We start from the raw sequence: 26155 nt of genomic DNA on the forward strand, positions 1-26155 counted from the left end.
CGGTCGCAGCCGGAGCGTGGCGCTCCGGGCGCCGGAACCCCTCGCCTCCGGCCGGAGCCGGCACGGAGGCGAGGCGCGGTACTGGATCAGAGCTGCTCGCGCAGCGCTTCGGGGACCGCGTCGAAGGCGCCGGACGTGCGGCCGATCCGGTCGATCCGGATCGTGGCGGTCGCACCGTGGGCGGCGAGGCCCTCGAATGCGGAGATGCGTTCGACGGCGGGCGCCAGGGAAGCGGTGCCCTCCTTGACGGCCCGCTGGTAGGTGAGGGGCTTGAGGAAGCGGGAGACGGACAGGCCCGCGTTGTAACGGGACGTCTTGCCGGTCGGCAGCACGTGGTTCGTGCCGGCGATGCCCTTGTCGGAGTAGGCGACGGTGGACCAGGGGCCCAGGAAGACCGAGCCGTAGTTGGTGAGGTTCTGGAGGTAGAAGTCGTCGTCCTCCGTCTGGATCTCCAGGTGCTCGGGGCCGAGGATGTCCGACACGGCGACGGCCTGGTCCCGGTCGCGCACGACGATGACGGAACCGAAGTCCCGCCAGGCGGGTCCGGCGATGTCACGGGTGGCGAGGGTCTCCAGTTGGCGGTCCATCTCGGCGACGACCGCACGGCCCAGCTTCTCCGAGGTGGTGATCAGCGCGGCGGGGGAGTTCGGGCCGTGCTCGGCCTGGCCGAGCAGGTCCGCGGCGACCCAGACCGGGTCGGCGGTGTCGTCGGCGAGGACGGCCACCTCGGAGGGGCCCGCGAGGAGGTCGATCCCGACCTGCCCGAAGAGCTGCCGCTTGGCCTCCGTGACGAAGGCGTTTCCGGCACCGACCAGCATGTCGACGGGGGCCTCGCCGAGCAGCCCGAACGCCATCGCGCCGAGGGCCTGGACGCCACCGACGGCGAAGACGCGGTCGGCCTTGGACAGGTAGGCGCCGTAGAGCACGGCGGGGTGGGCGCCGTGCTCACCCGACGGCGGGGTGCACGCCACCACGGTGGGGACACCGGCGGCCTTGGCGACGCCCACGGTCATGAAGGCGCTGGCGAGGAGCGGGAAGCGGCCTGCGGGGAGGTAGGCGCCGACGCGGGACACCGGGACGTAGCGCTGGCCGCCGGCCACTCCGGGGGCGAGCTCGATCTCGAAGTCGGTGAGGTGCTCGCGCTGTGCGGAGGCGAAGCGGTTCGTGCGCTCGTAGCCCATTTCGAGGGCGGTACGGACGTCGGCGGGCAGAGCGTCGCCCGACTTCTTGAGCTCGGTGGCGCTGATCTCCAGGTCGCCGGACCAGCCGTCGAGCTCCTTTCCGTAGGCGCGGACCGCGTCCATGCCCTTGCTCTCGATCTCCTTCAGCATCTGGGAGACACGCTCGACCACCTTGGGGTCGCGCTGGGCGGGGGGACCGTCGACCTCCGGCTTCTTGAGCCACTGGAAGGGAGCGAGGGTCTTCTGTTCGTCGTGCGTGATCTGCATGTCCGGGACGGTAGACGCGGCTGTTCCACAGGACTAGAGGGGCGATTCCTGCACTTCCCACAGGGTTTCCCTGTGGGACAGGTCCGGCTCGACTTCCGGTCACCTCAGGTCAACAGACCGTTGCCGATCTCGCGGATGGTGTCCTCGGCGAGCCGGGCGAGTTCCCGGGTGGCGCGGGACAGGGGGTGGCCGCGGCGCCTGACGAGCGCGATGGTGTCGTAGAGGGGCTCGGCGAAGGGCGCCGTATGCAGCCCGGCGGGGAACGAAGGGCTGGCGATCACCGCCCGGCTCGCGATCGTGTCGCCGACTCCGGCCGCCGCCAACTTCAGTGCCGCTTCCACGTGTTCGAGCTCGATGAGGGGATCGATACGGGCTCCGGCGAGCTGGGCACGCTCCGCGAGCTGGCGCCGGGTCGGGTCCGCCCAGCCGTAGTGCGCGTCGTACAGCACGAGGGGTGCCCCGGCGAACGCTTCGATGGTCACGGGGTCGCGGGTGCGTTCGGCGCTCGCGCTGACGTAGAACACCTCGTCCCGCATGAGGGGAGTGATGGCCAGCCCGTCGTCGTCGATGGGCAGAATGACCAGTCCCGCCTCGATCTGCCCCGCCGCGACGGCAAGGGCGGTCTCGGCGGAGTTCTGGCCCACGAGGCGTACGCGGACCGCCGGATACCGGGCGTGGAACATCTGCACGAGGTTGGAGAGCAGGTAGTAGTCCGCGTTGCGCAGCACCCCGAAGGTGGCGGTGCCGCCGCCCAGCGACCCGAGGGAGTGCACGGCCCGAGTCCCGCTGTCCGCCGCCGCCAGCGCCTCCTGGGCGTACGGCAGCAGTTCTCGCCCGGCGGATGTGAGGGTCAGAGTGCGGCTGCCGCGCAGGAACAGCTCGGCCTCCAGCTCCGTCTCCAGCCGCCGGACCAGCTCGGACGCGGACGCCTGGGCGATGTCCATGGCCTGCGCGGCAGCGGTGAAGGACCCGAGCCGCTCGGCTTCGACGAAGGCCCGCAGCTGATTGAGAGTCATGCAGCACCTCCCTTCCGGGGGGATGCCGGGAGGCGGCTGCCGGGGGAGGGGGGAGCGGCGGGGGCGGTGGTTCTGTGCATACCCGCACCTTAGGAAACCCAGCGCTCGACAGTCCTCACCAGCCCTTCCCAGTCCTCACCAGCCCGTGAACAGCAAGTGGTTCAGGGTGAGGGCGAGTGCGGCCTGGGCGGTGAGCCAGTAGCGTCGGCTCGCCTGCGGCAGGAGTGCCGTCGCCGGGAGCAGGAGTGTGGCGAACGGCAGCCAGATGCGTTCCGTTTCCGCCTTGCTCATGCCGGAGAGGTCGGCGGCGATGAGCGTGACGAGAGCCGCCAGGACGAGGGTGATCAGGCGGTCGGTGGGCGTGGTGCGGCCGGAGCGCAGGCGGTTGAGCGCGCCGGGCGACGCGCCCACCGTCCGGCGAAGGCCCGCGACCGTTGCCAGGCCGACGACCAGTACCGTGCAGGCGAGGTTGGCCCAGACGAAGTAGGCGTACGGTCTGATGCCGCCCGCCCCCTGGTAGTACCGCTCGACGAGGAGGTGGTACGCCTCCCACCAGTCGAAGCCCGCCAGGGTGAAGACGAGCGGGGCCACCGCTGTGCCCGCCAGGAACAGGGGGAGCGGGCGCAGTGTGCGGGTGATCAGCAGGACGGCGGCGGCGACGAGTGCGAACAGCGTCAGGCCGTACGAGAGATAGCAGGTGAGGCCGAACAGCAGGCCGGAGCCGAGTGCCGCCGCGGCGGGGGAGCGGACCTTGCGTGTCGCCGCGAGGGCGAGCAGGGCGATCATCCAGGCCGTGACGGCCGCGAAGTAGCCGTCCGCGGAGGCGCCGAACCAGATCGCGGCCGGGGCCAGGACGAGGAAGGGCGCAGCCCGGCGCGCGGTCGCCTCGTCGGCCAGCGCACGCAGGGTGATCAGGACGGCCACGACGGCGGTGCTGCCGACCGTGATGCAGAAGGCGCCTGCCCATGCGCCGCCCCCGAGGCCGACGCGGTCGAGGAGGACGAAGGTGAGCGTGGCGCCCGGCGGGTGGCCCGCGGTGTGGGCCGGCCAGTGATCGGGCGAGTCGATGAGGATGTGCCGGGTGAAGTCGCGCAGGGTCGCCGGGATGTCGTCGAAGCGGTCGATGACCTGGAGGTACTCGTACTTGGTGGTGAGCCGCCGCGCCACGCCCCGCTGCCAGCCGTCGATCAGCGCGAGCGACCAGATCCAGGCCGTCGAAGCGGTCCACGCGGTGAGGAGAAGGGCCCGCCAGGAGAGGCTGGCGGCGAGGGTGGGGGCGTACGCGATCACGGCGACGGCGACCGCGAGCGCGGCGGGTGTGCCCGGCCCGATGTGTGGGTCCCACCGGGCGTACAGGGGTGGCCAGTTGAGGTGCAGAGTGCCGTCCGCGTGCTCGATGGCGGTGCCGATGACGACGGCCGCCGCGACGAGTAGCGCCGCGACTCCGGCCGCGGCCAGGTCGCGACGGTGTCCGGTGCGTTCGGAGGCCGCGTCACGAGGGGGTCCGGTGCGCTCTGTGGTGCTCACGTCTGCACCGTAGGCGCAGGTGGCGCGTGTGAACGTGCCGCGAGGGACGACGTCAGCGTTTCGTCATGAGTCGCGGGCCCGCTGGAGGACAGGGCCCGGCATACGGTCATTTCATGCCCTCCGCACCACGCGTCACCCCGCCCACCGACCCCGGTTTCTGGCGCAGTCCGCTGCGCGGGCGCTGGCTCACGTCGGTTCTCGGCGTCGTCCTGCTGGCCGGGATCACCGTGCTGTTCGTGACCGGCCTGCTGTCGTACGCGGCGTACAACCCGAATCTGTCACCCGTCAACGACAAGACGCCGGACAAGGGCCTCCTCGGCTTCTACCTCTTCGACTGGCCGACCGACCCACCCTGGCTCTACCGCCTCAACCAGGGCCTGCACGTCACGGTCGGCATCACGCTGATCCCCGTGCTGCTCGCGAAGCTGTGGTCGGTGATCCCGAAGCTCTTCGCGCTGCCGCCGGCGCGGTCGGTGGGGCACGCCCTTGAGCGGGTTTCGCTGCTCCTGCTGGTCGGTGGCGCGCTGTTCGAGTTCGTCACCGGCGTGCTCAACGTCCAGCTGGAGTACCTCTTCCCCGGCTCGTTCTATCCGCTGCACTTCTACGGCGCCTGGGTGTTCTTCGGTGCGTTCGCTGCGCATGTCGCGCTGCGGCTGCCCCAGGTCGTACGCGTGCTGCGGGAGCGGGGGTGGCGCGAACAGCTGCGGGACACGCGGCCCGAGCCGCCGGACGAAGGCGGTCTGGTGGCGACCCGGGCCGCGGCGCCGACCGTGTCGCGGCGGGGAGCGCTCGGCATGGTCGGCGCGGGGTCCGCCCTGCTGTTCGTGACGACGGCGGGGCAGAGCTTCGACGGGCCGCTGCGGCGGACCGCGCTGTTCGCTCCGCACGGCGGCGGCGATCCGGGAAGCGGGCCGAACGGCTTTCAGATCAACAAGACAGCGGCGAGAGTGGGGGTGGAGGAGCGGGACACGGGTGCGTCGTGGCGCCTCGTCGTCGACGGGCCACGGGGCGCGGCGGTGAGGCTGTCTCGCGAGGACCTGCTCCAACTGCCGCAGCATGGCGCCGCGTTGCCCATCGCCTGTGTGGAGGGGTGGTCGACGTCGGATCAGTGGTGGCGTGGCGTGCGGCTGCGCGATCTCGCGGCGCTCGCCGGGTTCGACGAGGAGCCGCCGGGCGTGCTCGTGGAGTCCCTGCAACGGCACGGGGCCTTCCGTAAGGCCGCGTTGCGCGACAACCAGGTCCGCGATCCGCGGTCGCTGCTCGCCCTGCACGTCAACGGGGCGGATCTGTCGCCGGACCACGGCTATCCGGCGCGGATCATCGTGCCGGCCGCGCCCGGCGTCCTGAACACCAAGTGGGTGTCCCGTCTGACCTTCGGGGAGCTGTGATGAGCGTTCTCACGCGTCGACTCCGGCGGTGGTACGGCGAGGGCCCGCTCCAACTCCTCGTGCTGCTCGCCTCGTTCGCGCTCGCGGGGTATGCGGGGGTGCGCCTGTTCGACGGCGAAGGTGAGGGGTTGCTGATCGCGGTCTGGTTCGTCGGTGCGGCGCTGGTGCACGATCTGCTGTTCGTGCCCGCGTACGCACTCGTGGACCGGGCACTGCGGGCTGCCGCGGGGCGGGCCGGTGGGGAGCGGGCCGGTGGGAGGCGGGCCGGTGGGGGGTGGGTCAATTTTGTGCGGGTTCCGGCTTTCCTGTCCGGGCTGCTGTTGCTGGTGTGGTTCCCGCTGATCGCCGGGCGGGTGGAGCGGTATGAGTCCGCCACTGGGCTGCCGGCCGGCGTCTTCCTCGGGCGCTGGTTGGCGGTGACGGTGCTGCTGTTCGTGGGGGCGGGCGTGTGGTGGGTGATTCAAGTGTGGTGTGCGCGGCGCAGGGCCAAGAAGGAACGGCCTTCCGTGGCCCATTGATCGGCCGGGGTCCAGCCGAGGGGGTGGGCGTGGCGCAGGAGGGCGGGGGTGCCGAGGCGGGCCCAGGGGAACGGGGCGCCCGGTCGACCGTGGCCGTCGTCGACGTGCACCTCCACCCGCTCGTCCACGTCCATCGGCGCGGTCTCGGCGAGCAAAAGGCCTGAGGGCACGAGGAGTTGAGCCACGCGTTTGAGGAGTGCGGTGGGGTCACCGCCGATGCCCACGTTGCCGTCCATGAGCAGGGCCGTACTCCAACGCCCCTCGCCCGGCAGCGTGTCGAAGACGGAGCGGAGCAGGGCGGTGCCGCCGAGCCGTAGCGTGTGGTCGACGGCCGCCTGGCTGACGTCGACCCCCAGGACACGATGGCCGCGGGCCGCCGCTGCGGCCACCAGGCGGCCGGGGCCGCAGCCGATGTCGAGGACACTGCCCTCGCAGCGGCGCAACGCGGAGAGGTCCGCCGCGTCGGCGCTCGCACACCAGCGTTCGACGTCGAGCGGCAGCAGCCAGCCGTCGCTGCGGCGCAGGAACAAGGGGCCGTGGCCGTTGCGCAGGGCGTTGGTGTACGGGTCCGCGTGCCAGGGCGCGGCAGCGGAGGCCGCTCCGCGGAGGCGGGTGTCCGGCGGTGCTGTGCTCATCGGGCGCCGTCCCTACCCGCGTGCCCGGCCGCCGTCGCGAGGCGGGCGAGCGCGGCGGCGAACCGGCTGTTCGGCGCGGCTTCGGCGACCTTCCCGGCGTCTTCGGCCGTGTCGACGTCGCGCAACAGGGGGAGTTCGCGCACCCTCAGTCCCGCGTCGGTGAGCCGGGCCCGTTGCAGGGCGCCGGTGTCGGGCCTCGACATGGGGACGCCACGCAGCAGTCGCGGATCGGGCTCGGCCAGGCCGAGCGCCCAGAATCCGCCGTCCACGGCGGGCCCGAACCAGGCGTCACAGTCCTGCCAGGCGTCGGGGCCGAGGGCGGGGGCGAGGAGGCCGGGGGTGACCTGTGGGGTGTCCATACCAACCAGGAGAGCGGGCCCGGTGCACCCGCCGAAGGCCGCGCCCAGCCGCTCGTCCAGACCGCCCGCGCACTGGGGGACCACCTCGATCCCGGCGGGAAGCCAGGGCCCCGACCGCCCATCGAGCACGAGCACACGCCGCCGTACGGGCGCCGCGAGCACTGCGTGAAGCGTGTCGGCAAGGGAAGCCTCGGCCAACTCGGCGGCCTCCGCGGGGGAGTAGGGCGGGGAGAGGCGGGTCTTGACGCGCCCGGGGAGCGGTTCCTTGGCGATGACGAGCAGGGTTGTTCCGTGGGGGGTCACGCGGCACCGTCCGATGCTGGCTGCTTGCTGGATGAGGGCGGTGGGGTTGTACGCGGTGGTCGCGTGGGTGCGGAGGGGGCGGGCGGGGCGCTGCGTGTTCTTGCGTGGCCCGGGAGGGGTGTGCTGGTGCGGGGCGCGGGGTGCCGTCCGATGCTGGCTGAGTGTGGGCCGCGGTGAGGGGTGGGAGGGGTGTGCTGGTGGGGGTCGAGTGGGGCCGTTCGTCGATTGCCGGGCGCGGTCGGTGGGAGGCGGTGGCGTGGGCGGGGAGCAGTGCCCTGTCGGTGGTCACGTGACACCGCCTGCCACTCGAGTGCACGGGCGGCGGCGTTCGCTCGCTGTGGCGTAGGCAGGCAGAGGCACGTTGTTGGGGTCGCGCGGCGATGCCAGTCGCTTGTAGTGGCGCGAGTGGGCCGGGGTGGGCGATCGGTGGTCACGGGCACCGCTCGTCGTTGCCGTGCGCGGTGGACGGCGGGGGTGGCTTGCGGTGGCGTAGGCAGGGGGCGTGCGGTGTTGGTGGTCACGCGGCACCGTCCGATGCTGGCTGCGTAGGGGCGGCGGGGACGCTCGCAGTGGCGAAGGCGGGAGGGGGGCCGTCTGTCCGTGGCCTCGCGGGACCTGCGGTTGTGCGCGGTGGCGTGGCACGGGAGGCGTGGGCTGTTGGGGGTCATGGGGTGGTGCCCGGCGTTTGGCGGGCTCGGGGGCGGGGGGTCTCTGCCAGGACCGCTCGCATGTCCCGCACCGCGTGCCACGTGCCCAGCCACGTTCCCGTGACCTTCGACTTCCCGGTGCGTGGCAGATACGGCACGTCCCGCTCCTCGATCCGCCAGCCGGCATCGGCCGCCCGTACGACCATCTGCAGCGGATAACCGCTGCGCCGGTCGGTCAGGCCGAGCCCGAGCAAATCCTCGCGCCGCGCCGCCCGCATCGGGCCCAGGTCATGCAGACGTACGCCGGTGCGCCGCCGCAGCATCCTCGCGAGCGCGAGATTGCCCGCGCGCGCATGCGGCGGCCAGGCCCCGCGTCCCTGCGGGCGCCGCCGTCCGACGACCAGATCGGCTCCCCCGTCCAGCACCCTGCGTACAAAAGGCCGCAGCAGCCCCGGATCGAGGGAGGCGTCGCAGTCGCAGAAGCACACGATCTCCGCGTCGGACGCCATGAGCCCCGCGTGGCAGGCGGCCCCGAAGCCGCGCTGGTTCTCCCGCACGACGGTTGCCCCCAGCGCGTGGGCGATGTCCGGCGAACCGTCGGAGGAGCCGTTGTCGACGACGATGGCTTGCCAGCCCTCGGGAACACGTTCCAGGACCCACGGAAGCGCCGCGGCCTCGTCGAGGCAGGGCAGCACCACGTCGACCCGGACTGTGAGGGGGGCGGGCGGGTCGGGCACGGGTGTCACGGGTGTGGGCGTGATGGGTACGTCGGGTCCAGCTGGGTCCGGCGAAGGGGAGGGGGTCATGTGGCTCACCCTATGGATCCGAACCGGACATATTGGACTTGAGGTCCTTACGAAACAGGGACGTCGGCCACCGGAAGCAGCTCTGACCGGCGGAACTCCGCGCGGCAGGTGCGAGGCTTGCCGTATGCGGCCACCACAGCAGGACCACCCGCCGGCGGCCGGGCCCCCCGGGCCCCCCGGGCCCCCCGCGCCCGGCCCGCTCCGGGTGCTCGTCGTGGATGACGACCCGACCGTCGCCGAAGTCGTCGCGGGCTACCTGGAACGCGGTGGCTACACGGTCGACCGCGCCGAGGACGGCCCCGGCGCGCTGGAGCGAGCCGGGGTGTTCCGGCCCGACCTCGTCGTCCTCGATCTGATGCTGCCCGGAATGGACGGCCTGGAGGTCTGCCGCCGCCTGCGCGCCAACGGCCCGGTGCCCGTCATCATGCTCACCGCCCGTGGCGATGAGGACGACCGGATCCTGGGCCTGGAGGTCGGGGCCGACGACTACGTCACCAAGCCGTTCAGCCCGCGCGAGCTGGTCCTGAGGGTGGAGTCGGTGCTGCGGCGCAGCCGTGCCCCGCGTGCTCCCGAGGGTGTTCCTACGCTGGAGGCCGCAGGTCTGTGGGTGGACCCTGCGGCACGTCGCGCGACCAAGGGCGGGGTCGAACTCGCCCTCACCCTGCGGGAGTTCGACCTCCTCACCTTCCTTCTGCGCCACCCCGGGCAGGCGTTCGCACGCGAGGAGCTGATGAGGGAGGTGTGGGGCTGGGAGTTCGGTGACCTCTCCACGGTCACGGTCCATGTCCGCAGGCTGCGCGGCAAGGTCGAGGACGACCCGGCGAGGCCTCGGCTCATCCAGACGGTGTGGGGCATGGGATACCGGCTGGACGTGCCGGACACGGAGGCTCCACACGGCACGCACGGCACGCACGGCGCCGCCGGACCCACCGCCGCTCACGACCGACCCGCACCTCACGAGCCCCGCGACGTCCGTGACTCCCACAGCAACCGCGTACCGCCCCGAGCCAAAGGCTGAACCTCATGCGGGACATCCTCCTCATCGCCCTGTTCGCCTTCCTGGGCGCCGCGAGTGCCGGGCTGCTGGGAGCCGTGACCCTGCGCCTGCTGCGGCACCGCTCCCTCGTGGTGGCGATGACCGTCGTGGCGGGCGTCGCGGTGCTCGCGATGCTGGCCGGGACGCTCGCCGTGGCCTGGGAGATGTTCCTGTCGCCGCACGACCTGACCGTGGTCACCATCGTCGTGGCGATGGCCGCCGTGGTCTCGCTCGCCACCGCGCTGCTCCTCGGCCGCTGGGTGGTCGCCCGCAGCAAGGCGCTGACCCTGGCGGCCCGTTCCTTCGGTGACGGCGGCAGCTTCGCGGCGCCGCCCGAACCCGTGAGCGCTGAACTTGCCGCGCTCACAAGGGAGTTGGAGTCGACCAGCGCGAAACTCGCGGAGTCCAGGGAGCGCGAGCAGGCCCTGGAACGCTCCCGGCGCGAACTGGTCGCCTGGATCTCGCACGACCTGCGCACCCCGCTGGCCGGCCTGCGGGCCATGTCCGAGGCGCTGGAGGACGGCGTGGCCGCGGAACCGGACCGCTATCTGCGCCAGATCCGTACCGAGGTCGAACGTCTCAACTCCATGGTCGGGGACCTCTTCGAGCTCTCCCGCATCCACGCGGGCGCGCTGGCGCTCTCGCCCTCCCGCATCTCGGTCTACGACCTCGTGGGCGACGCGCTCGCGGGCGTCGACCCGCTCGCCCGCGAGCACCGGGTGCGTCTCGTCGGTGACAGTGTCGAGGCCGTGCCGGTGGAGGTCGACAGCAAGGAGATGAGCCGGGTCCTGGGCAATCTCCTGATCAACGCGATCCGCCGTACGCCGGCCGACGGGACCGTGGCGGTGGCCGCTGAGCGTTCGCCGGACGGCGTGGTCCTGTCCGTGACCGACGGCTGCGGCGGCATCCCGGAGGAGGATCTGTCCCGCGTCTTCGACACCGGCTGGCGGGGCAGCCAGTCCCGTACACCTCCGGCGGGCGCGGGGCTCGGCCTCGCGATCGTGCGCGGCATCGTCGAGGCCCACCAGGGCCGCGCGGCCGTACGCAACGTGGCAGGCGGCTGCCGCTTCGAGGTGACACTCCCCACGACACCGGCGTAACCACCGCACCGACTTCACGACGGCCGCCGAGCGCGCGGCAACCACCGCCCCACTCCGCAGCGGCGGCAATCGTCGAGGCCTACCAGGGCCGCGCGGCCGTACGCAACGTGGCAGGCGGCTGCCGCTTCGAGGTGACACTCCCAACGACACCGGCGTAACCACCGCACCGACTTCACGACGGCCGCCGAGCGCGCGGCAACCACCGCGCCACTCCGCGACGGCGACAACCGTCACCGCCGTGCCGCTACCCCGCAACGGCGACAACCGCCACCGCCGTGCCGCTACCCCCGCAGCGGTGCCTTCGCGAAGCTCGTCATTCCCTCCGTGAAGGTGACCTCCGGCCGCCACCCCAGGTCCGACCGCAGCCGTCCCGAGTCCGCCGTGACGTGGCGGACGTCCCCGAGGCGGTACTCGCCCGTCACCTCCGGAGCCGGGCCACCGAACGCCCGCGCCAGTTCGCGGGCCATCTCCCCGACCGTGTGCGGCTCCCCGCTGCCGGTGTTGTACGCCGTGAACGCCCCCGCGTCCCGCTCACGCACCGCCTCCAGAGCCATCGCATTCGCCGCCGCCACATCCCGTACGTGGACGAAGTCCCGCCGCTGGCGGCCGTCCTCGAAGATCTGAGGTGCCGCTCCCCGCTCCAGCGAGGAACGGAAGAACGAGGCCACACCGGCGTACGGGGTGTCGCGAGGCATGCCGGGGCCGTACACGTTGTGGTAGCGCAAGGACACCGCGCGGCCACCGGTCGCCCGCGCCCACGCGGCGGCCAGATGCTCCTGCGCCAGCTTGGTCGCCGCGTACACGTTGCGCGGATCGGTCGGAGCGTCCTCACCCACCAGCCCAGCCCTCAACTCCGCCCCGCAGTCCGGGCAGAGCGGTTCGAAGCGCCCGGCGTCCAGATCCGCCGCCGCGCGCGGACCGGGCCGGACCACCCCGTGCCGTGCGCACTCGTACCGCCCCTCCCCGTACACCACCATCGACCCGGCGAGCACCAGGTCACGCACCCCCGCCTCGGCCATCGCGGCGAGCAGGACGGCCGTGTCCAGGTCGTTGCAGCCGACGTACTCGGGCGCGTCGGCGAACTCCTTGCCGAGCCCCACCATCGCCGCCTGATGGCAGACCGCGTCCACCCCGCGCAGCGCGTCCCGCACCGCGTCCCGGTCCCGTACATCGGCGACGGTCCACCGCTGTCCCTCGGGCGGGCGCGGCGGATCGGCGTGGGCGGAGGGCAGCAGGGCGTCGTACACCACCACTTCGTGCCCGCGTCCGGTGAGGGCTTCGACCACGTGCGATCCGATGAACCCGGCGCCGCCGGTGACAAGTACGCGCATACGGCCACGCTAGGCGCGCCGAGCAGCCGTGACGGCCAACGACGGGGCTTCGTCACGGGTCCGTAAGATCACGGGCCCGTCAGGCCACGGGTCGGTCAGGTCACCGGCCCGCAAGGTCACCGCTCCATGCCGTCACAACTCCACGCGCCACACCCAGCTCCACCAGATCCTGCGGGCGCAGGCGCAGCTGCTCCGCCGTCGTCCGGGTCTCCTCGTTGCCTCGCTTGAGGATCGCGGCGGCCGACTCCGGGGCGATCACCGAGAAGTAACTGTCGGGCGTGGCCCAGAGGTTGTCCGGTGACGCGAGCGCGAGCGCGCCGCCGGAGCCGCCCTCGCCGATGACCAGCGATGTGACCGGCACCTGCGCGCCGGCGACGGCGGCGAACAGATCGGCGATCGCCGCGCCCGCCCCCGCACGTTCGGCCTCCGCGTCGTTCGCGGCACCCGGGGTGTCGATGAGCGTGAGGACGGGGATGCCGAGCCGCCCCGCGAGCCGGACGAGCCGCGCCGCGGTGCGGTACCCCGCGGGCGTCGTCGCCGTCCCGCACTGCGCCGCGTAGGCAACCGTCCGCCCCGCACGCCGCCCGAACCCGCACAGCATCCCCGGGTCCGCGCCCCCGCATCGGTCGCCGCGCAGCGGGGCCCGCTCGGCGAAGTAGGCGTCCAGGTAGGCGGTGGCGCGAGGGCGGTCCGGGTCGCGGGCACGGCTCACGGCTTCCCATCCGGTGGCCGGCAGGTTGGAGCGGCCGAGCGCACCGGGAGGTTCGGCGGCGGCGGTCGGCGCGAACGCCCCCGCGGGAGCGTGGCCGCCGCCGGGAGCGGACAGCAGGCCGAGGCGCAACGCGAGCGCCTCGCGCAGCTCCTCATGGCGTACGACGTCATCGATCGCACCCGCCGCCAGTTGCCCCTCGGCGGTGTACGCGGCCGGGTCGGTGTCCGCCGGGCGCACCCGGGACCCGGCGAAGCCGACCTGGCTGCCCGGCAGGGCGAGGATGAGGTCGGCGCCCGCGCCCAGAGTGGCCCAGCCGCCGCCCGTGGTCGGATCGCGCAGGACGGCGATGCGGGCCAGGCCCGCCGCGCCGGTGAGCTCGGACTGCCGTGCCACGCGCTGGAGTTGGACCAGGGCGCGCATACCCTCCTGCATGCGGCTGCCCCCCGTGGCGATCAACGAGACGACGGGCAGCCGGTGGCCCCGGGCGTAGTGGTGCGCGGCTTCCAGGCGGTCACCCGTGCGCTCGCCGAGGGAGCCGCCCAGAAAGCCGAACTCGAAGGAGATGACCACCGCCCCGGTGCCGCCGAGGGTGGCGGTGCCGCAGACCACCGACTCCCGTTCGCCGGTACGTTCTTCGGCGCGTGCACGGGATTCCGCGTACCCAGGCCAGGCGAGCGGACCGTCCGGACGGGGGGCCGCGACCGTGAACTCGTCCTCGCGTACGTCGAATTCACGGAAACTGTCCTGGTCGGCCACGGCGGTGATGGCCGCGCGAGCGCTCAGGCGCCGAGCCCTGCCGTCAGGCATCGGCTCACGCACCGGCTCAGGCGCCGGCTCAAGCATGCAGCGACCGCTTCATGATCTTCCCCATGTCGTTGCGGGGGAGCTCCGCCAGATAGCGGACGGTCCGAGGCCGCTTGTGCGGGGCGAGCTGGGCGGCCACATGGTCCGCCAAGTCACTTTGCAGCGGCGGCTGTTCGGGGTTCGTCGGCACGATCCAGGCGACGATGCGCTCACCCAGGTCGTCGTCGGGCTCCCCGGTCACGGCGGCCTCCCGTACGCCCGGGTGCTCAAGGAGGGCGTTCTCGATCTCGCCCGCACCGATCTTGTAGCCGCCGCTCTTGATGAGGTCGGTGGCCTTGCGGCCGACGATGCGCACATAACCGTCGTCGTCGCGCACCGCCATGTCCCCGGTGCGGAACCAGCCGTCGGCGGTGAAGGCGGCGGCCGTGGCGTCTGGGCGGTTCAGATATTCGGTGAACAGATTCGGGCCGCGCACCTCGATCTCGCCGACCTCTCGCGGGTCGGCGGTCTCGGCGCCCGCCTCGTCCACGAGGCGCAGCTCCACGCCGCTCAGCGGCACCCCGACCGTTCCCGCGCGCGGTTCGCCGTCGGCCCGCACGCTCGTGTTCATGAGGGTCTCCGTCATGCCGTACCGCTCGATCACCCGGCGCCCGGTGGCCGACGCGATCCGCTCGTGGTCGTGGACGGGCAGCGCGGCGGACCCGGAGACCAGGATCCGGGCGCCGGACAGGGCCTTGGCGAGGCCCGGGTCGTCGGGCAGCGCCTCCGCGATGCGGTGGTACATGGTGGGCACGCCGAACAACATCGTTGCTCCGTGGGCCAGTTCGTGCTGCACGCCCTCGATGGAGAACCGGCCAAGATGCCGTACCGAACCGCCCCGGCGCAGCGGGCCGAGGATGCCGAGGATCAGCCCGTGCACATGGAACAGCGGAAGCCCGTGCACCAGCACGTCGTCGGACGTCCACTGCCAGGCGTCCTCCAGGGCGTCCAGGGTGGTGGCGAGGGCCCGGCGGGGCAGCACCGCACCCTTGGGCGGCCCGGTGGTGCCCGAGGTGTAGACGATCAGGGCGGGCGACTCGGGGTCGGGCTCGGCCCACGGTCCCTCCGCGGTCCCGTTGGTGCCGGTGAGGGTGACGTCCTGACGCTCCAATGCCGCCAGCGCTGCGGGCAGTTCGTCTCCCGGCGCCGCGAGCACCACCGACGGCGCGCTGTCCGTCACGATGTGACCCAGCTCCCGCTCCCCGGTCTTCGGGTTCAGCGGCACGACGGGTACGCCGGCGAGCAGCGCGGCCACCGCGCCGACGGCGGTCTCCAGGGTCGGTGTCGCCCACAGCGCGACCCGGCGCGCCGAGCCGATCGAGGCGGCCAGGGACCCTGCGGCGGCGGCGAGTTCGGCGTACGTCAGTGAGCGCTCGCCGAAGCGCAGGGCGGGAAGGTCGGGGGCTGCGACGAGGGCCGGGAAGAGGGGCGGATGGGGGGAGCTCACGGTGAGTATCTCCTTGGTAGGCGTCACGGACCGTTGTCCTGCGCTGGTTCTCTTGTGCTGGTCCCCTTGCGCTGGTTCGTCCTACCCGAATCCTGGCACCACGAGGACGAGCCACACCGCTGCGGGCACCACGGCCACCACGATCCCGCCATACACCATCAGCTGCCGGAAGAAGCGCTCGCGGTCGACGTCAGGAGCGGCGGCGAGCACCAGCGCGCCGTTGGTCGAGAAGGGACTGACGTCCACGACGGTGGCGGAGACGGCGAGCGCCGCGATCATGCCGACCGCACCGATCTCGCCCTGGGCCAGGAACGGCACCGCCAGCGGGATGAGCGCGCCCATGATGCCGACGGAGGAGGCGAACGCGGAGATGAGCGCGCCGATGTAGCAGAGCAGCAGGGCGGCGAGGAGCGGGACGCCGATGTCGGAGACGCCCTTACCGGCCCAGTCGATGGTGCCCATCTCCTCGAGCACGCCGACGTAGGTCAGCACACCGCAGATGAGAAGGACGGACGGCCAGGCGATCTCACCGACGGCCTTGCGGCTGGAATCGGGCCAGAACGCGCTCAGGATCACGGCCAGGGTGATGGCGCTCAGTCCCGCGTCGAGATCGAAGCCGAGGACGGCGACGACGAGGGCGACCAGCGCGGCGAGCGTGGCGATCTTGGCCGGATCGAGCCGCGAATCTGCCGCGTCCTGCGCCGACTTGGGCTCGGCGGTCCCGTTCTCCGCCGACCGGGTCTTCGCGGACTCGTCACTCTCGTGGCGCCCGCCCAGCTTCAGCCCTCCGAAGAGGACGAAGACGATCCCGGCGATCAGGAGGTTCACGACGAGAGAGGCGAGGAAGAGCGCGACCTCGTTGCCCGGGAGCTTCTCGCGCTCCACGATGCCGTTGACGATCGAGCCGTAGATGCTGATGGGCGAGAAGCCGCCGCCCTGGGCCCCGTGAACGACCATGGCGCCCATCAGGAGCGGGCTGATTCCGTACTGGGCGGCGAAGCTCAGGGCGATCGGCGCGACGATCGCCACGGCGGCGGGACTCACCGCGCCGATCGCGGTGAGCGCCCCGGTGATCACGAACATCACCCAGGGGATCAGCGCGATCCGCCCGCGCACCAGCCGGATCGAGGCGTGCACCAGCCAGTCCGTGGTGCCGTTGGCGCGGGCTATCGCGAACAGATAGGTCACGCCGACCAGGACGACGAACAGGTCGCCGGGGAAGCCGGCGAAGATGCCGTCCGCGTCGAGGTCTGCGGCCAGCTCGCCGACCGCGAAGGCCGCGGCGAAGGCGAGCGCGCCCATGTTGATGGAGCGTGTGGTGGCGATCACGAAGACCACCACGAGTACGAGGATGGAGATGAGTTCGGCGGACAACGTGGGCTCCCGTCCCTGGGGCCGTCCCTCAGTGGCCAAGTGGCTGAGCCAATGTGGCCGTTGGCGGAACTCAGCGTCGGGGTATCGGTTTCGGCCGTCAAGGGTTCGGACGCGAATTGGCTCAGCCACTTGCCCACTTGCCCACTGGCTGACTTGCCCACTCGTCCACCGGATCGGCCGCTGTTAGGCTGCGCACCCATCGGCACGGGGACCGACATGGGGGGTTGGGATGTCTGACGCGCTGCGCCCCATGGGCAGGACGAGGCTGTACGAGCAGGTCCTCGACCGGCTCCGTGCCTACGTCGGCGAGGGCGGTCTTCGCTCCGGCGACCGGCTGCCGACCGAGCGCGAACTGGCTCAGCGCCTGGGCGTCTCCCGCGCTTCCGTCAAGCAGGCGATCGTCGTACTCGAAGTGCAGGGGCTCGTCGAGGTGCGGCACGGCGGCGGCACCTATCTGGTCAAGGACAGCCTGGACGCCGAGCCCGTGGAGCGGCTCGTGGAGCGCAAGCGGCGGCTGCCCGACGTCCTGGAGGCGCGCGAGGCCCTGGAGACCAAGCTCGCCGAACTGGCCGCGGAGCGCCGCACGGACGAGGATCTGGGGGCGATGCGGGACGCTCTCGGCACGATGGCGCGGGAGATCGAGGAGGGCGAGCGCGGAGTCGAGGGTGACCGGCTCTTCCACGCCGCCGTGACCGCGGCCGCCCACAGTGCGCTCCTCGCCGAGTTCATGCGCTCCATCGCCGAGCAGATCACCGAGAGCCGCAACGAGTCGCTGCGCCAGGTGCGGCGCCCCGCCCGTTCCCTCGCCCAGCACTACGCGATCCTCGACGCGATCGAGGCAGGCCGCGGCCGCGCGGCGGCCGCCGCGATGCGCCGGCATGTGCGGACGGTGGCGAAGGTGCGGCTCCTCGACTGGAACCCGGACGACGAGGCGAACGCCCCGGACCACCCCGAGGCGTAATACCCGCGGTAACTTCCCTGGTGCACAGGTCTGTTCATTCGCCTCCGCAGACCCCACCATTCTCGGCACCGCTCAGGTGACACGTGTCCCGCGCCCTGCCGCGGTGAACGTGGAGACGTCCGCCCGACCGAGGGGGAACCCGTGCTGCGCCGAATCTCCGTCCCGCTGACCATCGCGGCCGTCGCCGCTCTGCTGACGCCGCAGACGTCCGCCCAGGCGGACGGGCCCCGCGAGGCCGCCCGTACGCCGGTGATCTTCGTCCATGGCTACAACGCCGACCCGGGTGTGTGGGGCTCCCTGCGCGACGACTTCAAGGCGTCCGGTTACGCGGACGCGGAGCTGTACTCCTGGGGTTACGACACCAGCCAGTCGGTGAACGAGGTGCTGTCCGGCCGGTTCGCCGCGTACGTCGAGGAAGTGCGCGCGCGGTCGGGCGCCGCCAAGGTGGACATCGTCGCCCACTCCTTCGGGAGCCTCGTCACCCGCTGGTACGTCAAGCACGGCGGCGGCACCGGCAAGGTCGCCCACTGGGCCTCCCTGGCCGGCCCCAACCACGGCACCGCCACGGCCTGGGCCTGCGCGGCATGGTCCCAGGCCTGCCGTGACATGACGCCGGGTTCCTACGTCCAGGACGGCCTCGCGGAAGGCGACGAGACGCCGGGCGACGTCGCCTACGCGACCTGGTGGTCGAACTGCGACGAAGTCATCAACCCGGACAACAGCGTGCCTCTCGGCGGCGCGACGAACCACGCCGCGGGATGCCTGAAACACAACGATCTGCTGGGAGACGACGGGGTGTCACAGGGGGTCCGGGCCTTCGTCGGCGGCTAGCCCCCTGTGCTCGCCCTGGCCTACCGGCGGACGCGCAGGCGGGTCAGCAGATCCTCGCCCGCCGGGCCCGACCCCGACTTGTCGACCACGTACGCGGCCCCGTCGGCCACGTGGACGTGGTTGGGGAGCGCGGCGGTGGCCACGGTCTTCACGACGGCTCCCTTGCGCGGGTCGACGACCGTGACGGTGGCGGAGAGCCGGTTGACCGCCAGGACGTGTCCCGAACGGTGGTCGACGGCCACGGACTTGGTGCCCTCGCCCGACGCCACGGACCGGGTGACGGCGCCCTTGCGCAGGTCGACGACCGAGACGGTGCCCGAGGTCTGGTCACCGGTGTAGGCGGTGCGGCCGTTCTTGGACAGTGCCACCGAGAGTGGGCCGTCGCCGGTCGGTATGAGGCGCGGGCTCTTTGCGTCGAGGGAGACCTCGATGATCCGGTCGCCGGTGTGGTCGGCCGCGTACACGGAGCCGGTCCGCTCGTTCACGGCGAGGCCCGTCGGTCCCGCGCCCGGCACGGTGACGCGCCGCTTCTCCTTGAAGGTGCCGGAGTCGAACGCGACGAGGGTGCCGTCACCGAAGGCGCTGGCCCACACCAGGTCGCGCCGCTCGTCGACGACGACCTCCCGCGCGTGGTTCACGCCGGGCAGGGTGGCGAGGTGCTTGCCGCCGCGCTGGCTGTAGACGGAGACGGAGTTGTCCCGGGTGTTCGTCGTCCAGACGGTGTTGTGCTCGTCGTCCACGGCGACGCCGTACACGGACTGGACGGCGCCCGTGGCCGCGTTGACGGCAGGCGCGTACGACTTCTCCACCCGCAGGGTGTCCGGATCGGCCCTCAGCAGCCTGGACTCGGTGACCGGCGCCGGCGGCTGGCCCACGGAAGAGGCGACCCAGAGGGCGTCGTTCCGCTCCGAGTACGCGGACTGGTACAGGCCCGGCGCGAGCGGTGCGGAGGTGACGGCCGAACCGGCGCCCGCGGGTGCGGCGCCCGGGAGGGCCGCGCTCGCGGTGCCGGTCGACGCCAGGGCGCTTCCCGCGGCGAGGGACACGGCGGTCGCGATGATGCGGGCACGGTGGGTGGATGCGGTCATGCTGCGTCGATCTCCTTGGCAGGGGTGACTCCGGAGGGAGCCACTCGCGATCAACTTAGCCGAGGCTTACCTAATCCGTCACCGGACGATTCGCCCCACGCCCCGCCCGACGCCGGTCAGGACAGGCAACCCGCGTGCGCCAGGGCCTGCTTGAGCAGGACACCGTGTCCGCCCGGCATCTCGTTCTGGACCACCTCGGACGCGGCCTCCTGCGGACTGAACCAGACCAGGTCGAGAGCGTCCTGGCGGGGCCGGCAGTCGCCGGCCACCGGGACGATGTAGGCGAGGGACACCGCGTGCTGGCGGGGGTCGTGAAACGGCGTGATGCCTTGCGTCGGGAAGTACTCGGCGACGGTGAAGGGCTGCAGCGAGGCCGGGACGCGGGGCAGCGCCACCGGGCCGAGGTCCTTCTCCAGGTGGCGCAGCAGGGCGTCCCTGACCCGCTCGTGGTGCAGGACCCGGCCGGAGACGAGGGAGCGGTTGACGACCCCGTCCCGCCCCATGCCCAACAGCAGTCCGATGCTGGTGACTTCGCCGCTGTCGTCGACGCGCACCGGCACCGCTTCGACGTACAGGATCGGCATGCGGTTGCGGGCCTGCTCGAGCTCGTCGGAGGGCAGCCAGCCGGGCGTGGTTTCGGTCGTGTCAGACATCGGCTGATCATACGTTCACTGGCTCCGGCCGTGCTGCTTCACCTCGCGGAGCGGGTGCCGGACCATGCCTGCCACAGGGAGGCGTAGGGCCCGGAACCCGCCCTCAGTTCGTCGTGGGTGCCGCTCTCCACTATGCGTCCGCCCTCCATGACGATGATCCGGTCCGCGGTCGCGGCCTGGGTGAGCCGGTGCGCGACGACCAGCGCGGTGCGTCCCGCCACCGCCCGGTCCGCGGCCTTCTCCAGGAGACGCGCCCCGGTGCTGCCCGCCTCGGCCGTCGCCTCGTCGAGCACGGCCACCGGCGGATCGGCCAGCATGAGCCGGGCCAGGGCGAGTTGCTGGACCTGGGCCGAGGTGAGGCGGTGGCCTCCGTCGCCCACGACGGTGTACAGGCCGCCGGGCAGCGCCTCGACCCAGTCGAGCGCCTCGACGTCGGTCAGGGCCGTGCGCAGCTCGTCGTCGGTGGCGTCGGCACGGGCCAGGCGCAGGTCGTCCGCGAGCGGCCCGGCGAAAACATGTGTCTCCTGGGTGACCAGGGCCACCGGCAGGCCGTCCCCGCCCCGGCCCGCGGTGCCGGTCAGGTGCACCGAGCCCGAGGTCGGCCGGTGCACACCCGCGATGAGCTTGGCGAGCGTGGTCTTGCCCGCGCCGCTCGGGCCGACGAGCGCCACTCGTTCCCCGGCCCGCAGGGTGAGGTCCACGTTCTGCAGGACGTGCTGCCCGGGTACGTACGCGTGGTCGATGCCGATCACGGTGACGGTTCCGCCCGGCTGCGCACCGGACCGCTCCGGCTCGGCCGTTCCCCGAGCCCGAGCCCGAGCCCGAGCCCGCGCCGGCTCGGGCGTCGGCTCGTCGGCGACCCCCACGAGGCGGGCGAGCGACGCCGTCGCCGACTGCGCGTCGTCGAGGAGCACGAGCGCGGAGTTGACCGGCCCGAAGAGGCTGTGGAAGTAGAGCGCGGCTGCCGTCGCGGTGCCGATGGACACGGAGTCCGCGCGGACCAGGTAGAAACCGGTGACGAGGACCGCGGCGAGGCCCGTGTACTCGGCGACGTGCAGGCGGTTGTAGAAGTCGAGGACCAGCCGGATGCCGCGCATCTTCAGCTCGACCGCGGTCGACGAACGCCGGGTCACCCGCGCGGTGTGCTGCTCCTCGATGCGGAAGGCCCGCACCGTGCCCGCGCCGGCGATGGTGTCCAGCAACTGCTGCTGCTGGGCACCGGTGGCGACGCGCTGCTCGGCGTAGAGCGGAACGGCGTGCCGTACGTACCAGCGGGCCGTGGACGCCTGGACGGGCACCGCGAGGAGGGCCGCGAGCAGGAAGCGCCAGTCGAGGGCCGCCATCGCGCCCAGCGTCAGCAGGATGGCGAGCAGGGAGCGGGCCAGCTCGGGCAGGGCGCTGCGCACCGCCTCGCCGACCACCGAGACGTCCCGGGTCACCCGCGCGGTGAGGTCGCCGGCCCCGGCCTTCTCCACCTGTTCGAGCGGCAGCCGCAGGGCCTTCTCCACGAACCGCTCGCGCAGTTGCGCGAGCACCGTCTCGCCGAGCCGGGAGACGAGTGTGAGGCCGAGCGAGGTGGTCCCGCCGTGCGCGAGGGCGACCAGGACGAGCAGGACGACCGGCAGGGTGAGGTCTCCCGCCGGGCTCTGGTCGGCCACCAGGTCCACGATGCGGCCGAGCAGCGGCTGGACGAGGAGACCCACGGCGGTCGCCGCGATCATCACGGCGAAGCCGCCGACAGCGAGGCCGCGGTGCGGGCGCACCAGTTCGCGGACCGCGGCGCGGGTGCGGGGCCCGGTGGCGGTGGGGAGCAGCTCGCGGGTGTCCGTGTGCTGCTGCTCGGCCGAGGACTCGTTCATGCCAACACCGTTCATGCCATCAGCGTTCAAACCATCACCGTTCACGCCAACACCGCCGCGCGGTAGGCCTCATGACGTTGGATCAGATCCGCGTGCGGGGCCGTGTCGATGACCTGTCCCTCGTCAAGGAGCACCACCCGGTCGGTGACCGAGAGCAGGGCGGGGCTGGTGGTCACCAGGACCGTGGTGCGGCCCTTGCGGATCTCGCGGACTCCGGCCGCGATGCGGGCCTCGGTCACGGCGTCGACCGCGGTGGTCGGATCGTGGACCACCAGGACGGGGGGTTCGGCGGCCAGCGCTCTGGCGAGTGCGACACGTTGGCGTTGCCCGCCCGAGAGGGAGCGGCCGCGCTCGCCGACCGGCGTGTGCTCGCCGTCCGGCAGCGTCTGGGCGACCTGGGCCACTCCGGCGGCCGCCATCGCCTGTTCCGGGTCGGTGGCGTCGGAGGCGGCGGCCGTGACGTTGTCGCGGACGGTGCCTTCGAAGAGGTCCGCGTCGTGTTCGGCGACCAGCATCGCCGTACGCAGCTCGGCCGGGTCGAGGTCCCTCAGGGGTATGCCGTCGAGCTCCACCGTCCCGGCCTCGGGGTCGGTCCGTCTGGCCAGGCAGCGCAGCAGGTCGTTGGCGTGCGCGGGGTCCGTCGCGACCACCCCGAGCAGCTCGCCCGGCGCGACGTCCAGGTCCACTCCGCGCAGCCCGCCGTGCCGTACGCCGTCGAGCCGCACCGCCCCGCGCACCGGCACGGGCAGGCTCCGGTCACCGGCCGTGACGACGGGCGCGGTGGCGACGACCTCCGCGATCCGTCCCGCCGACGCCCTGCCCTGGGCGAACTCGGCGTTGACCCACGCGAGCACCTCCAGGGGGCCGACGAGGAAGAGCGCGAGCCCCACCGCCGACACCAGCTCGCCCAGGCTGATGCTGCCCTGGGCGGCCAGCCTGCCGCCGACCAGGGCGACGGTGGCGATCAGGCACCCTGTGAGGGCAAGGACCACGCCGCTCTGGAAGGCCTGCGCACGCGCCGCCTTCAGCGTGGCGCCCAGGGAATCGCGGCTGGTGGTGCGGTAACGGGCGATGGCCGCCGATTCACCGCCGATGCCCTTGAGTATCCGTAGGCCCGTCACCAGGTCGGCGGCGACGGCCGAGGCGTGCGCGGCGCGCTCCTGCTCGGCCTCGCTGCGGGTCTCCAGCGGCTTGCTCAGCAGATGCCCGAGCCACAGCAGCACCGGCGTGCCGAGCAGCACGACGAGGCCGAGGGTCAGCGACATCCGCAGCAGGACGACCGCGCAGGTGAGGATGCCGGTCAGGGCCGAGATCCCGGCCATCACGGCCATGTTGACGGCGCCGACCCGCTTGGCGTCCTCGGTCGCGATGTTGGCGAGGGCGCCGGGCAGCCGGCCTTCCTCGGCTCCGCCGCCGGGGTCCAGAATGCGTCGTACGAGGGAGACGCGCAGGGTGTGTTCGGCGCGGGCGGCGGACCGCTCACCGGCCAGGGCGCCGAAGCGGAAGCTCAGCGCGAGCGCCACGTAGCCGACGGCGAGGACGCCGAGACATACGAGGAGGGCGCCGGTGTCGGAGTCGGTGACGGCCTGGTCGATCGCGACGCCGATCAGGACGGGGACGAGCGCCTCGCCTATCTGGTGCCCGGAACCCAGCACCGCTCCGACGGCGACATCGCGCCGCTGGCCCCGTATCGACTCTCTCAGGACGTCCCGCCCCGACGGACTTGAGGAACTCACCCGCCACCTCTCCAGGGCCGGACAGCAAAAATCTAGGTGAGGCTACCCTAAGTTGACCCTCCATGGTGCCGGCCCGGGCCAGTGACCAGCGGATGCCGCTGACGGGGAGCCCCTAGGCTGCCTCCTGGCACCGGCCCCTACCCCTGGAGCGCACACCGTGTTCGACCCCGCACCGGAGCACCCGTACCCCGACGCCCACCGGCCGGACGAGGCGCCGGCGCCGCACGCGCTCCTCGCGCCCGTGCTCGGACTCCTGGGTACCTGGCACGGCCGGGGCCGAGGCGAGTACCCGACCCTCGAAACGGAATTCACCTACGCCCAGGAAGTCACCTTCAGCCACGACGGCCGGCCCTTCCTCCGCTACGAGGCGCGGGCCTGGCTCCTCGACGCGGACGACGCGCCGCTTCGGCCGTCGGCGCGGGAGAGCGGCTGGTGGCGGCTGCAGCCCGATGGGCGGGTGGAGGCGCTGATCACCCAGCCCACCGGCATCGCGGAGATCGCGGCGGGCCTGGCGACGGGGAACACGGTCGACCTCTCCACCGGCGAGGTGGCCCGCACTCCCACCGCCAAGGAGGTCAAGGCCACGCGCCGCCGCTACACGCTCACCGACGAGGGCGAACTCACCTTCGTCCACGACCTCGAAGCGGTCGGCCAACCGCTGCAGCACCACCTCTCGGCACGTCTGCGCCGCACGGCGTAGGCCGCGGGTCTCCTGTCGCGCGTACCTGGCTCGAAAGGGGCCTTGACCGAGGCCCGCCAAAGTCTATGGTCTGGACTAATAGGCCCCCACGAACATCTGGCCCCAGCACTTCACGCACACCCCCACCCCAGCGTCGTGAAGGAGTTACGCATGCACAGGAAAAGGAAGCTGGCCGCCATGATCGGTGCGGGCCTCGCACCGGTCCTCGCCCTCACCCTGCCGACCGGTTCGGCCAGCGCGCACGGCTACGTCAACGCGCCCGCCAGCCGGCAGGCGCAGTGCGCCGCGGGCACCGTCTCGTGCGGCGACATCACATGGGAGCCGCAGAGCGTCGAAGGGCCCAAGGGCCTGCGCAGCTGCAACGGCGGCAACGCCCGCTTCGCCGAGCTGAACGACGACAGCAAGGGCTGGAAGGTCAGCGACGTGAGCAGGACCCAGACCTTCACCTGGACCTTCACCGCACGGCACCGCACCGCGAACTACGAGTACTTCGTCGACGGCACGAAGGTCGCGACGATCGACGGCGGCAACCAGCAGCCCCCGGCCACCGTCTCGCACCAGGTCAACCTCGGCAGCGCCACCGGCAGGCACAAGGTGCTCGCGGTCTGGAACATCGGCGACACGTCGAACGCCTTCTACGCGTGCATCGACGTGAACATCCGTTAGGCAACACCCGCCGGGGCACGGCCCCTTGCTGGAAATCTCTCCGGTCATGCCCCTATGAAGTGATACGCCCTCTGGTTACCCTCCGCCGCATGATTTCCACGGTTGTCTGGGGTACCGGAAATGTCGGCCGCGCGGCCATACGTGCCGTCGAGGCACACCCGGCGCTGAAGCTCACGGCCGTGCTCGTCCACAGTCCCGACAAGGTCGGCCGCGACGCGGCCGACCTCGCCGGTCTCCAGGGGCAGTTGGGCGTCACGGCGACCGACGACATCGACGCGGTCCTCGCGGCGGCGCCCCGGGCCGTCGTGTACGCGGCCTCCGGCGACATCCGCCCGGACGAGGCCCTGGACGACGTCGGCCGGGCGATCCGCGCCGGAGCCGTCGTCGTCACCCCCGCCCTCTACGCGCTGTACGACCAGCGCAACGCACCGGCCGAACTGCGGGACCCGATCCTCGCGGCCGTCGCGGACGGCGGCGGCTCCCTCTTCGTGTCCGGCGTCGACCCCGGCTGGGGCAACGACGTACTGCCGCTGCTGATCAGCGGCCTCGGCAGCACCGTCGACGGGATCCGCTGCCAGGAGATCTTCGACTACTCCACGTACGACCAGGAGGATTCCGTACGCCACCTGATCGGCATGGGGCATCCGATGGACTACGAACCGCTGATGCTCGCCGAGACCGTCCCGACCATGGTGTGGGGAGGTCAGATCCGGCTGATGGCCAGGGCTCTCGGCGTCGAACTCGACGACATCCGCGAGACGTTGGAGCGCCGCGCCCTCGACACCTCGGTGAGCACACGAACCATGGGCGACTTCGAGGCGGGCACCCAGGGGGCGGTGCGGTTCGAGGTGCAGGGCATCGTCGGGGGCGAGCCCCGCATCGTCATCGAGCATGTCACCCGCATCCACCCGTCCTGCGCCCCTGACTGGCCGACGCCGCCCGACGGCGCCGGCGCGCACCGGGTCATCATCGAGGGCCGCCCGCGCATCGAGGTCACGGTCGAGGCCACCGACGAGGGCGAGAACCGGTCAGCGGGCGGCAACGCCACCGCGGTCGGCCGACTGGTCGGCGCCATCGACTGGCTCGTGGCCGCGGAACCCGGACTCTACGACGCACTCGACATCCCGCTGCGCCCCGCGGCCGGCAAGCTCGGAAGGAGCAAACAATGAGC

General features: G+C 72.3%; 23 protein-coding genes. 9 read left to right on the forward strand and 14 right to left on the reverse strand.

The window, feature by feature from the left end:
• Positions 1-86: 86 nt before the first annotated feature.
• The 3 genes from hisD to ACIBCK_RS36445 all read right to left on the reverse strand — a co-directional run bounded on the left by hisD (position 87) and on the right by ACIBCK_RS36445 (position 3991).
• Positions 87-1448: a histidinol dehydrogenase gene (hisD, locus tag ACIBCK_RS36435; RefSeq protein ID WP_399397316.1), complete on the reverse strand. Its 1362-nt coding sequence runs from the start codon at positions 1446-1448 to the stop codon at positions 87-89.
• Between the two features lie 104 nt (positions 1449-1552).
• Complete coding sequence (locus tag ACIBCK_RS36440) at positions 1553-2464, reverse strand: LysR family transcriptional regulator (protein ID WP_399397318.1); 912 nt, start codon at positions 2462-2464, stop codon at positions 1553-1555.
• A 135-nt stretch (positions 2465-2599) separates the two neighbouring features.
• Positions 2600-3991: a hypothetical protein gene (locus ACIBCK_RS36445; RefSeq protein WP_399397319.1), complete on the reverse strand. Its 1392-nt coding sequence runs from the start codon at positions 3989-3991 to the stop codon at positions 2600-2602.
• Between the two features lie 113 nt (positions 3992-4104).
• Here ACIBCK_RS36445 and ACIBCK_RS36450 point away from each other — a divergent pair, with 113 nt between their 5' ends.
• Positions 4105-5379 (forward strand): molybdopterin-dependent oxidoreductase, encoded by a 1275-nt coding sequence (locus ACIBCK_RS36450; RefSeq protein WP_399397321.1) that lies wholly within the window; start codon positions 4105-4107, stop codon positions 5377-5379.
• Positions 5379-5897 carry a hypothetical protein gene (locus tag ACIBCK_RS36455; RefSeq protein WP_399397323.1) on the forward strand — a complete coding sequence of 173 codons (519 nt, stop codon included), beginning with the start codon at positions 5379-5381 and terminating at the stop codon, positions 5895-5897. Before ACIBCK_RS36450 ends, ACIBCK_RS36455 begins: the two co-directional genes overlap by 1 nt.
• Here ACIBCK_RS36455 and ACIBCK_RS36460 read toward each other — a convergent pair.
• The 3 genes from ACIBCK_RS36460 to ACIBCK_RS36470 form a co-directional block, all read right to left on the reverse strand.
• A complete protein-coding gene (locus tag ACIBCK_RS36460) occupies positions 5840-6532 on the reverse strand; it encodes a class I SAM-dependent methyltransferase (RefSeq protein WP_399397324.1) in 693 nt (230 codons plus the stop codon). The genes ACIBCK_RS36455 and ACIBCK_RS36460 overlap by 58 nt on opposite strands.
• The gene (locus ACIBCK_RS36465) at positions 6529-7194 is read right to left on the reverse strand and encodes a DUF2064 domain-containing protein (RefSeq protein ID WP_399397326.1); all 666 of its coding nucleotides are present in this window, start codon (positions 7192-7194) and stop codon (positions 6529-6531) included. The genes ACIBCK_RS36460 and ACIBCK_RS36465 overlap by 4 nt, the downstream gene beginning before the upstream one ends.
• A gap of 664 nt (positions 7195-7858) precedes the next feature.
• Positions 7859-8647, reverse strand: coding sequence for a glycosyltransferase family 2 protein (locus ACIBCK_RS36470; RefSeq protein ID WP_399397328.1), 789 nt, complete (start codon positions 8645-8647; stop codon positions 7859-7861).
• 205 nt (positions 8648-8852) lie between these two features.
• Between ACIBCK_RS36470 and ACIBCK_RS36475 the strand changes: the two genes are divergently transcribed.
• Together ACIBCK_RS36475 and ACIBCK_RS36480 are read left to right on the forward strand one after the other, a co-directional pair.
• On the forward strand, positions 8853-9665 hold the full coding sequence (locus tag ACIBCK_RS36475) for a response regulator transcription factor (RefSeq protein WP_399397513.1): 813 nt from the start codon (positions 8853-8855) through the stop codon (positions 9663-9665).
• Between the two features lie 5 nt (positions 9666-9670).
• Positions 9671-10783, forward strand: coding sequence for a sensor histidine kinase (locus tag ACIBCK_RS36480; RefSeq protein ID WP_399397330.1), 1113 nt, complete (start codon positions 9671-9673; stop codon positions 10781-10783).
• A gap of 281 nt (positions 10784-11064) precedes the next feature.
• Here the strand turns inward: ACIBCK_RS36480 and ACIBCK_RS36485 are convergent, their stop codons facing one another.
• The 4 genes from ACIBCK_RS36485 to ACIBCK_RS36500 form a co-directional block, all read right to left on the reverse strand.
• Complete coding sequence (locus tag ACIBCK_RS36485; protein WP_399397332.1) at positions 11065-12114, reverse strand: NAD-dependent epimerase/dehydratase family protein; 1050 nt, start codon at positions 12112-12114, stop codon at positions 11065-11067.
• Between the two features lie 100 nt (positions 12115-12214).
• On the reverse strand, positions 12215-13633 hold the full coding sequence (locus tag ACIBCK_RS36490; protein WP_399397334.1) for a carboxyl transferase domain-containing protein: 1419 nt from the start codon (positions 13631-13633) through the stop codon (positions 12215-12217).
• Between the two features lie 28 nt (positions 13634-13661).
• Positions 13662-15116: an acyl-CoA synthetase gene (locus tag ACIBCK_RS36495; RefSeq protein WP_399397336.1), complete on the reverse strand. Its 1455-nt coding sequence runs from the start codon at positions 15114-15116 to the stop codon at positions 13662-13664.
• A gap of 81 nt (positions 15117-15197) precedes the next feature.
• Complete coding sequence (locus ACIBCK_RS36500) at positions 15198-16490, reverse strand: SLC13 family permease (protein ID WP_399397338.1); 1293 nt, start codon at positions 16488-16490, stop codon at positions 15198-15200.
• 229 nt (positions 16491-16719) lie between these two features.
• Between ACIBCK_RS36500 and ACIBCK_RS36505 the strand changes: the two genes are divergently transcribed.
• On the forward strand, positions 16720-17451 hold the full coding sequence (locus tag ACIBCK_RS36505) for a FadR/GntR family transcriptional regulator (protein ID WP_399397340.1): 732 nt from the start codon (positions 16720-16722) through the stop codon (positions 17449-17451).
• 141 nt (positions 17452-17592) lie between these two features.
• Positions 17593-18282, forward strand: coding sequence for an esterase/lipase family protein (locus ACIBCK_RS36510; protein WP_399397341.1), 690 nt, complete (start codon positions 17593-17595; stop codon positions 18280-18282).
• A gap of 20 nt (positions 18283-18302) precedes the next feature.
• On the opposite strand, the gene ACIBCK_RS36515 is transcribed toward ACIBCK_RS36510, so the two are convergent.
• The 4 genes from ACIBCK_RS36515 to ACIBCK_RS36530 form a co-directional block, all read right to left on the reverse strand.
• On the reverse strand, positions 18303-19370 hold the full coding sequence (locus ACIBCK_RS36515) for a YncE family protein (protein ID WP_399397343.1): 1068 nt from the start codon (positions 19368-19370) through the stop codon (positions 18303-18305).
• Between the two features lie 116 nt (positions 19371-19486).
• Positions 19487-20023: an NUDIX hydrolase family protein gene (locus ACIBCK_RS36520; RefSeq protein WP_367046881.1), complete on the reverse strand. Its 537-nt coding sequence runs from the start codon at positions 20021-20023 to the stop codon at positions 19487-19489.
• 38 nt (positions 20024-20061) lie between these two features.
• Complete coding sequence (locus ACIBCK_RS36525) at positions 20062-21882, reverse strand: ABC transporter ATP-binding protein (protein ID WP_399397345.1); 1821 nt, start codon at positions 21880-21882, stop codon at positions 20062-20064.
• 41 nt (positions 21883-21923) lie between these two features.
• Complete coding sequence (locus ACIBCK_RS36530; protein WP_399397347.1) at positions 21924-23618, reverse strand: ABC transporter ATP-binding protein; 1695 nt, start codon at positions 23616-23618, stop codon at positions 21924-21926.
• Positions 23619-23775: 157 nt separating this feature from the next.
• On the opposite strand from ACIBCK_RS36530, the gene ACIBCK_RS36535 reads away from it, so the two are divergent.
• From ACIBCK_RS36535 to ACIBCK_RS36545, 3 genes are all read left to right on the forward strand, one after another.
• A complete protein-coding gene (locus tag ACIBCK_RS36535) occupies positions 23776-24318 on the forward strand; it encodes an FABP family protein (protein WP_399397349.1) in 543 nt (180 codons plus the stop codon).
• 150 nt (positions 24319-24468) lie between these two features.
• Positions 24469-24984: a lytic polysaccharide monooxygenase auxiliary activity family 9 protein gene (locus ACIBCK_RS36540; protein WP_399397351.1), complete on the forward strand. Its 516-nt coding sequence runs from the start codon at positions 24469-24471 to the stop codon at positions 24982-24984.
• 89 nt (positions 24985-25073) lie between these two features.
• A complete protein-coding gene (locus tag ACIBCK_RS36545) occupies positions 25074-26153 on the forward strand; it encodes a dihydrodipicolinate reductase (protein ID WP_399397352.1) in 1080 nt (359 codons plus the stop codon).
• The last annotated feature ends 2 nt before the right edge of the window (positions 26154-26155 follow it).

It is taken from the genome of Streptomyces sp. NPDC051218, from assembly GCF_044455475.1.
Taxonomy (GTDB): domain Bacteria; phylum Actinomycetota; class Actinomycetes; order Streptomycetales; family Streptomycetaceae; genus Streptomyces.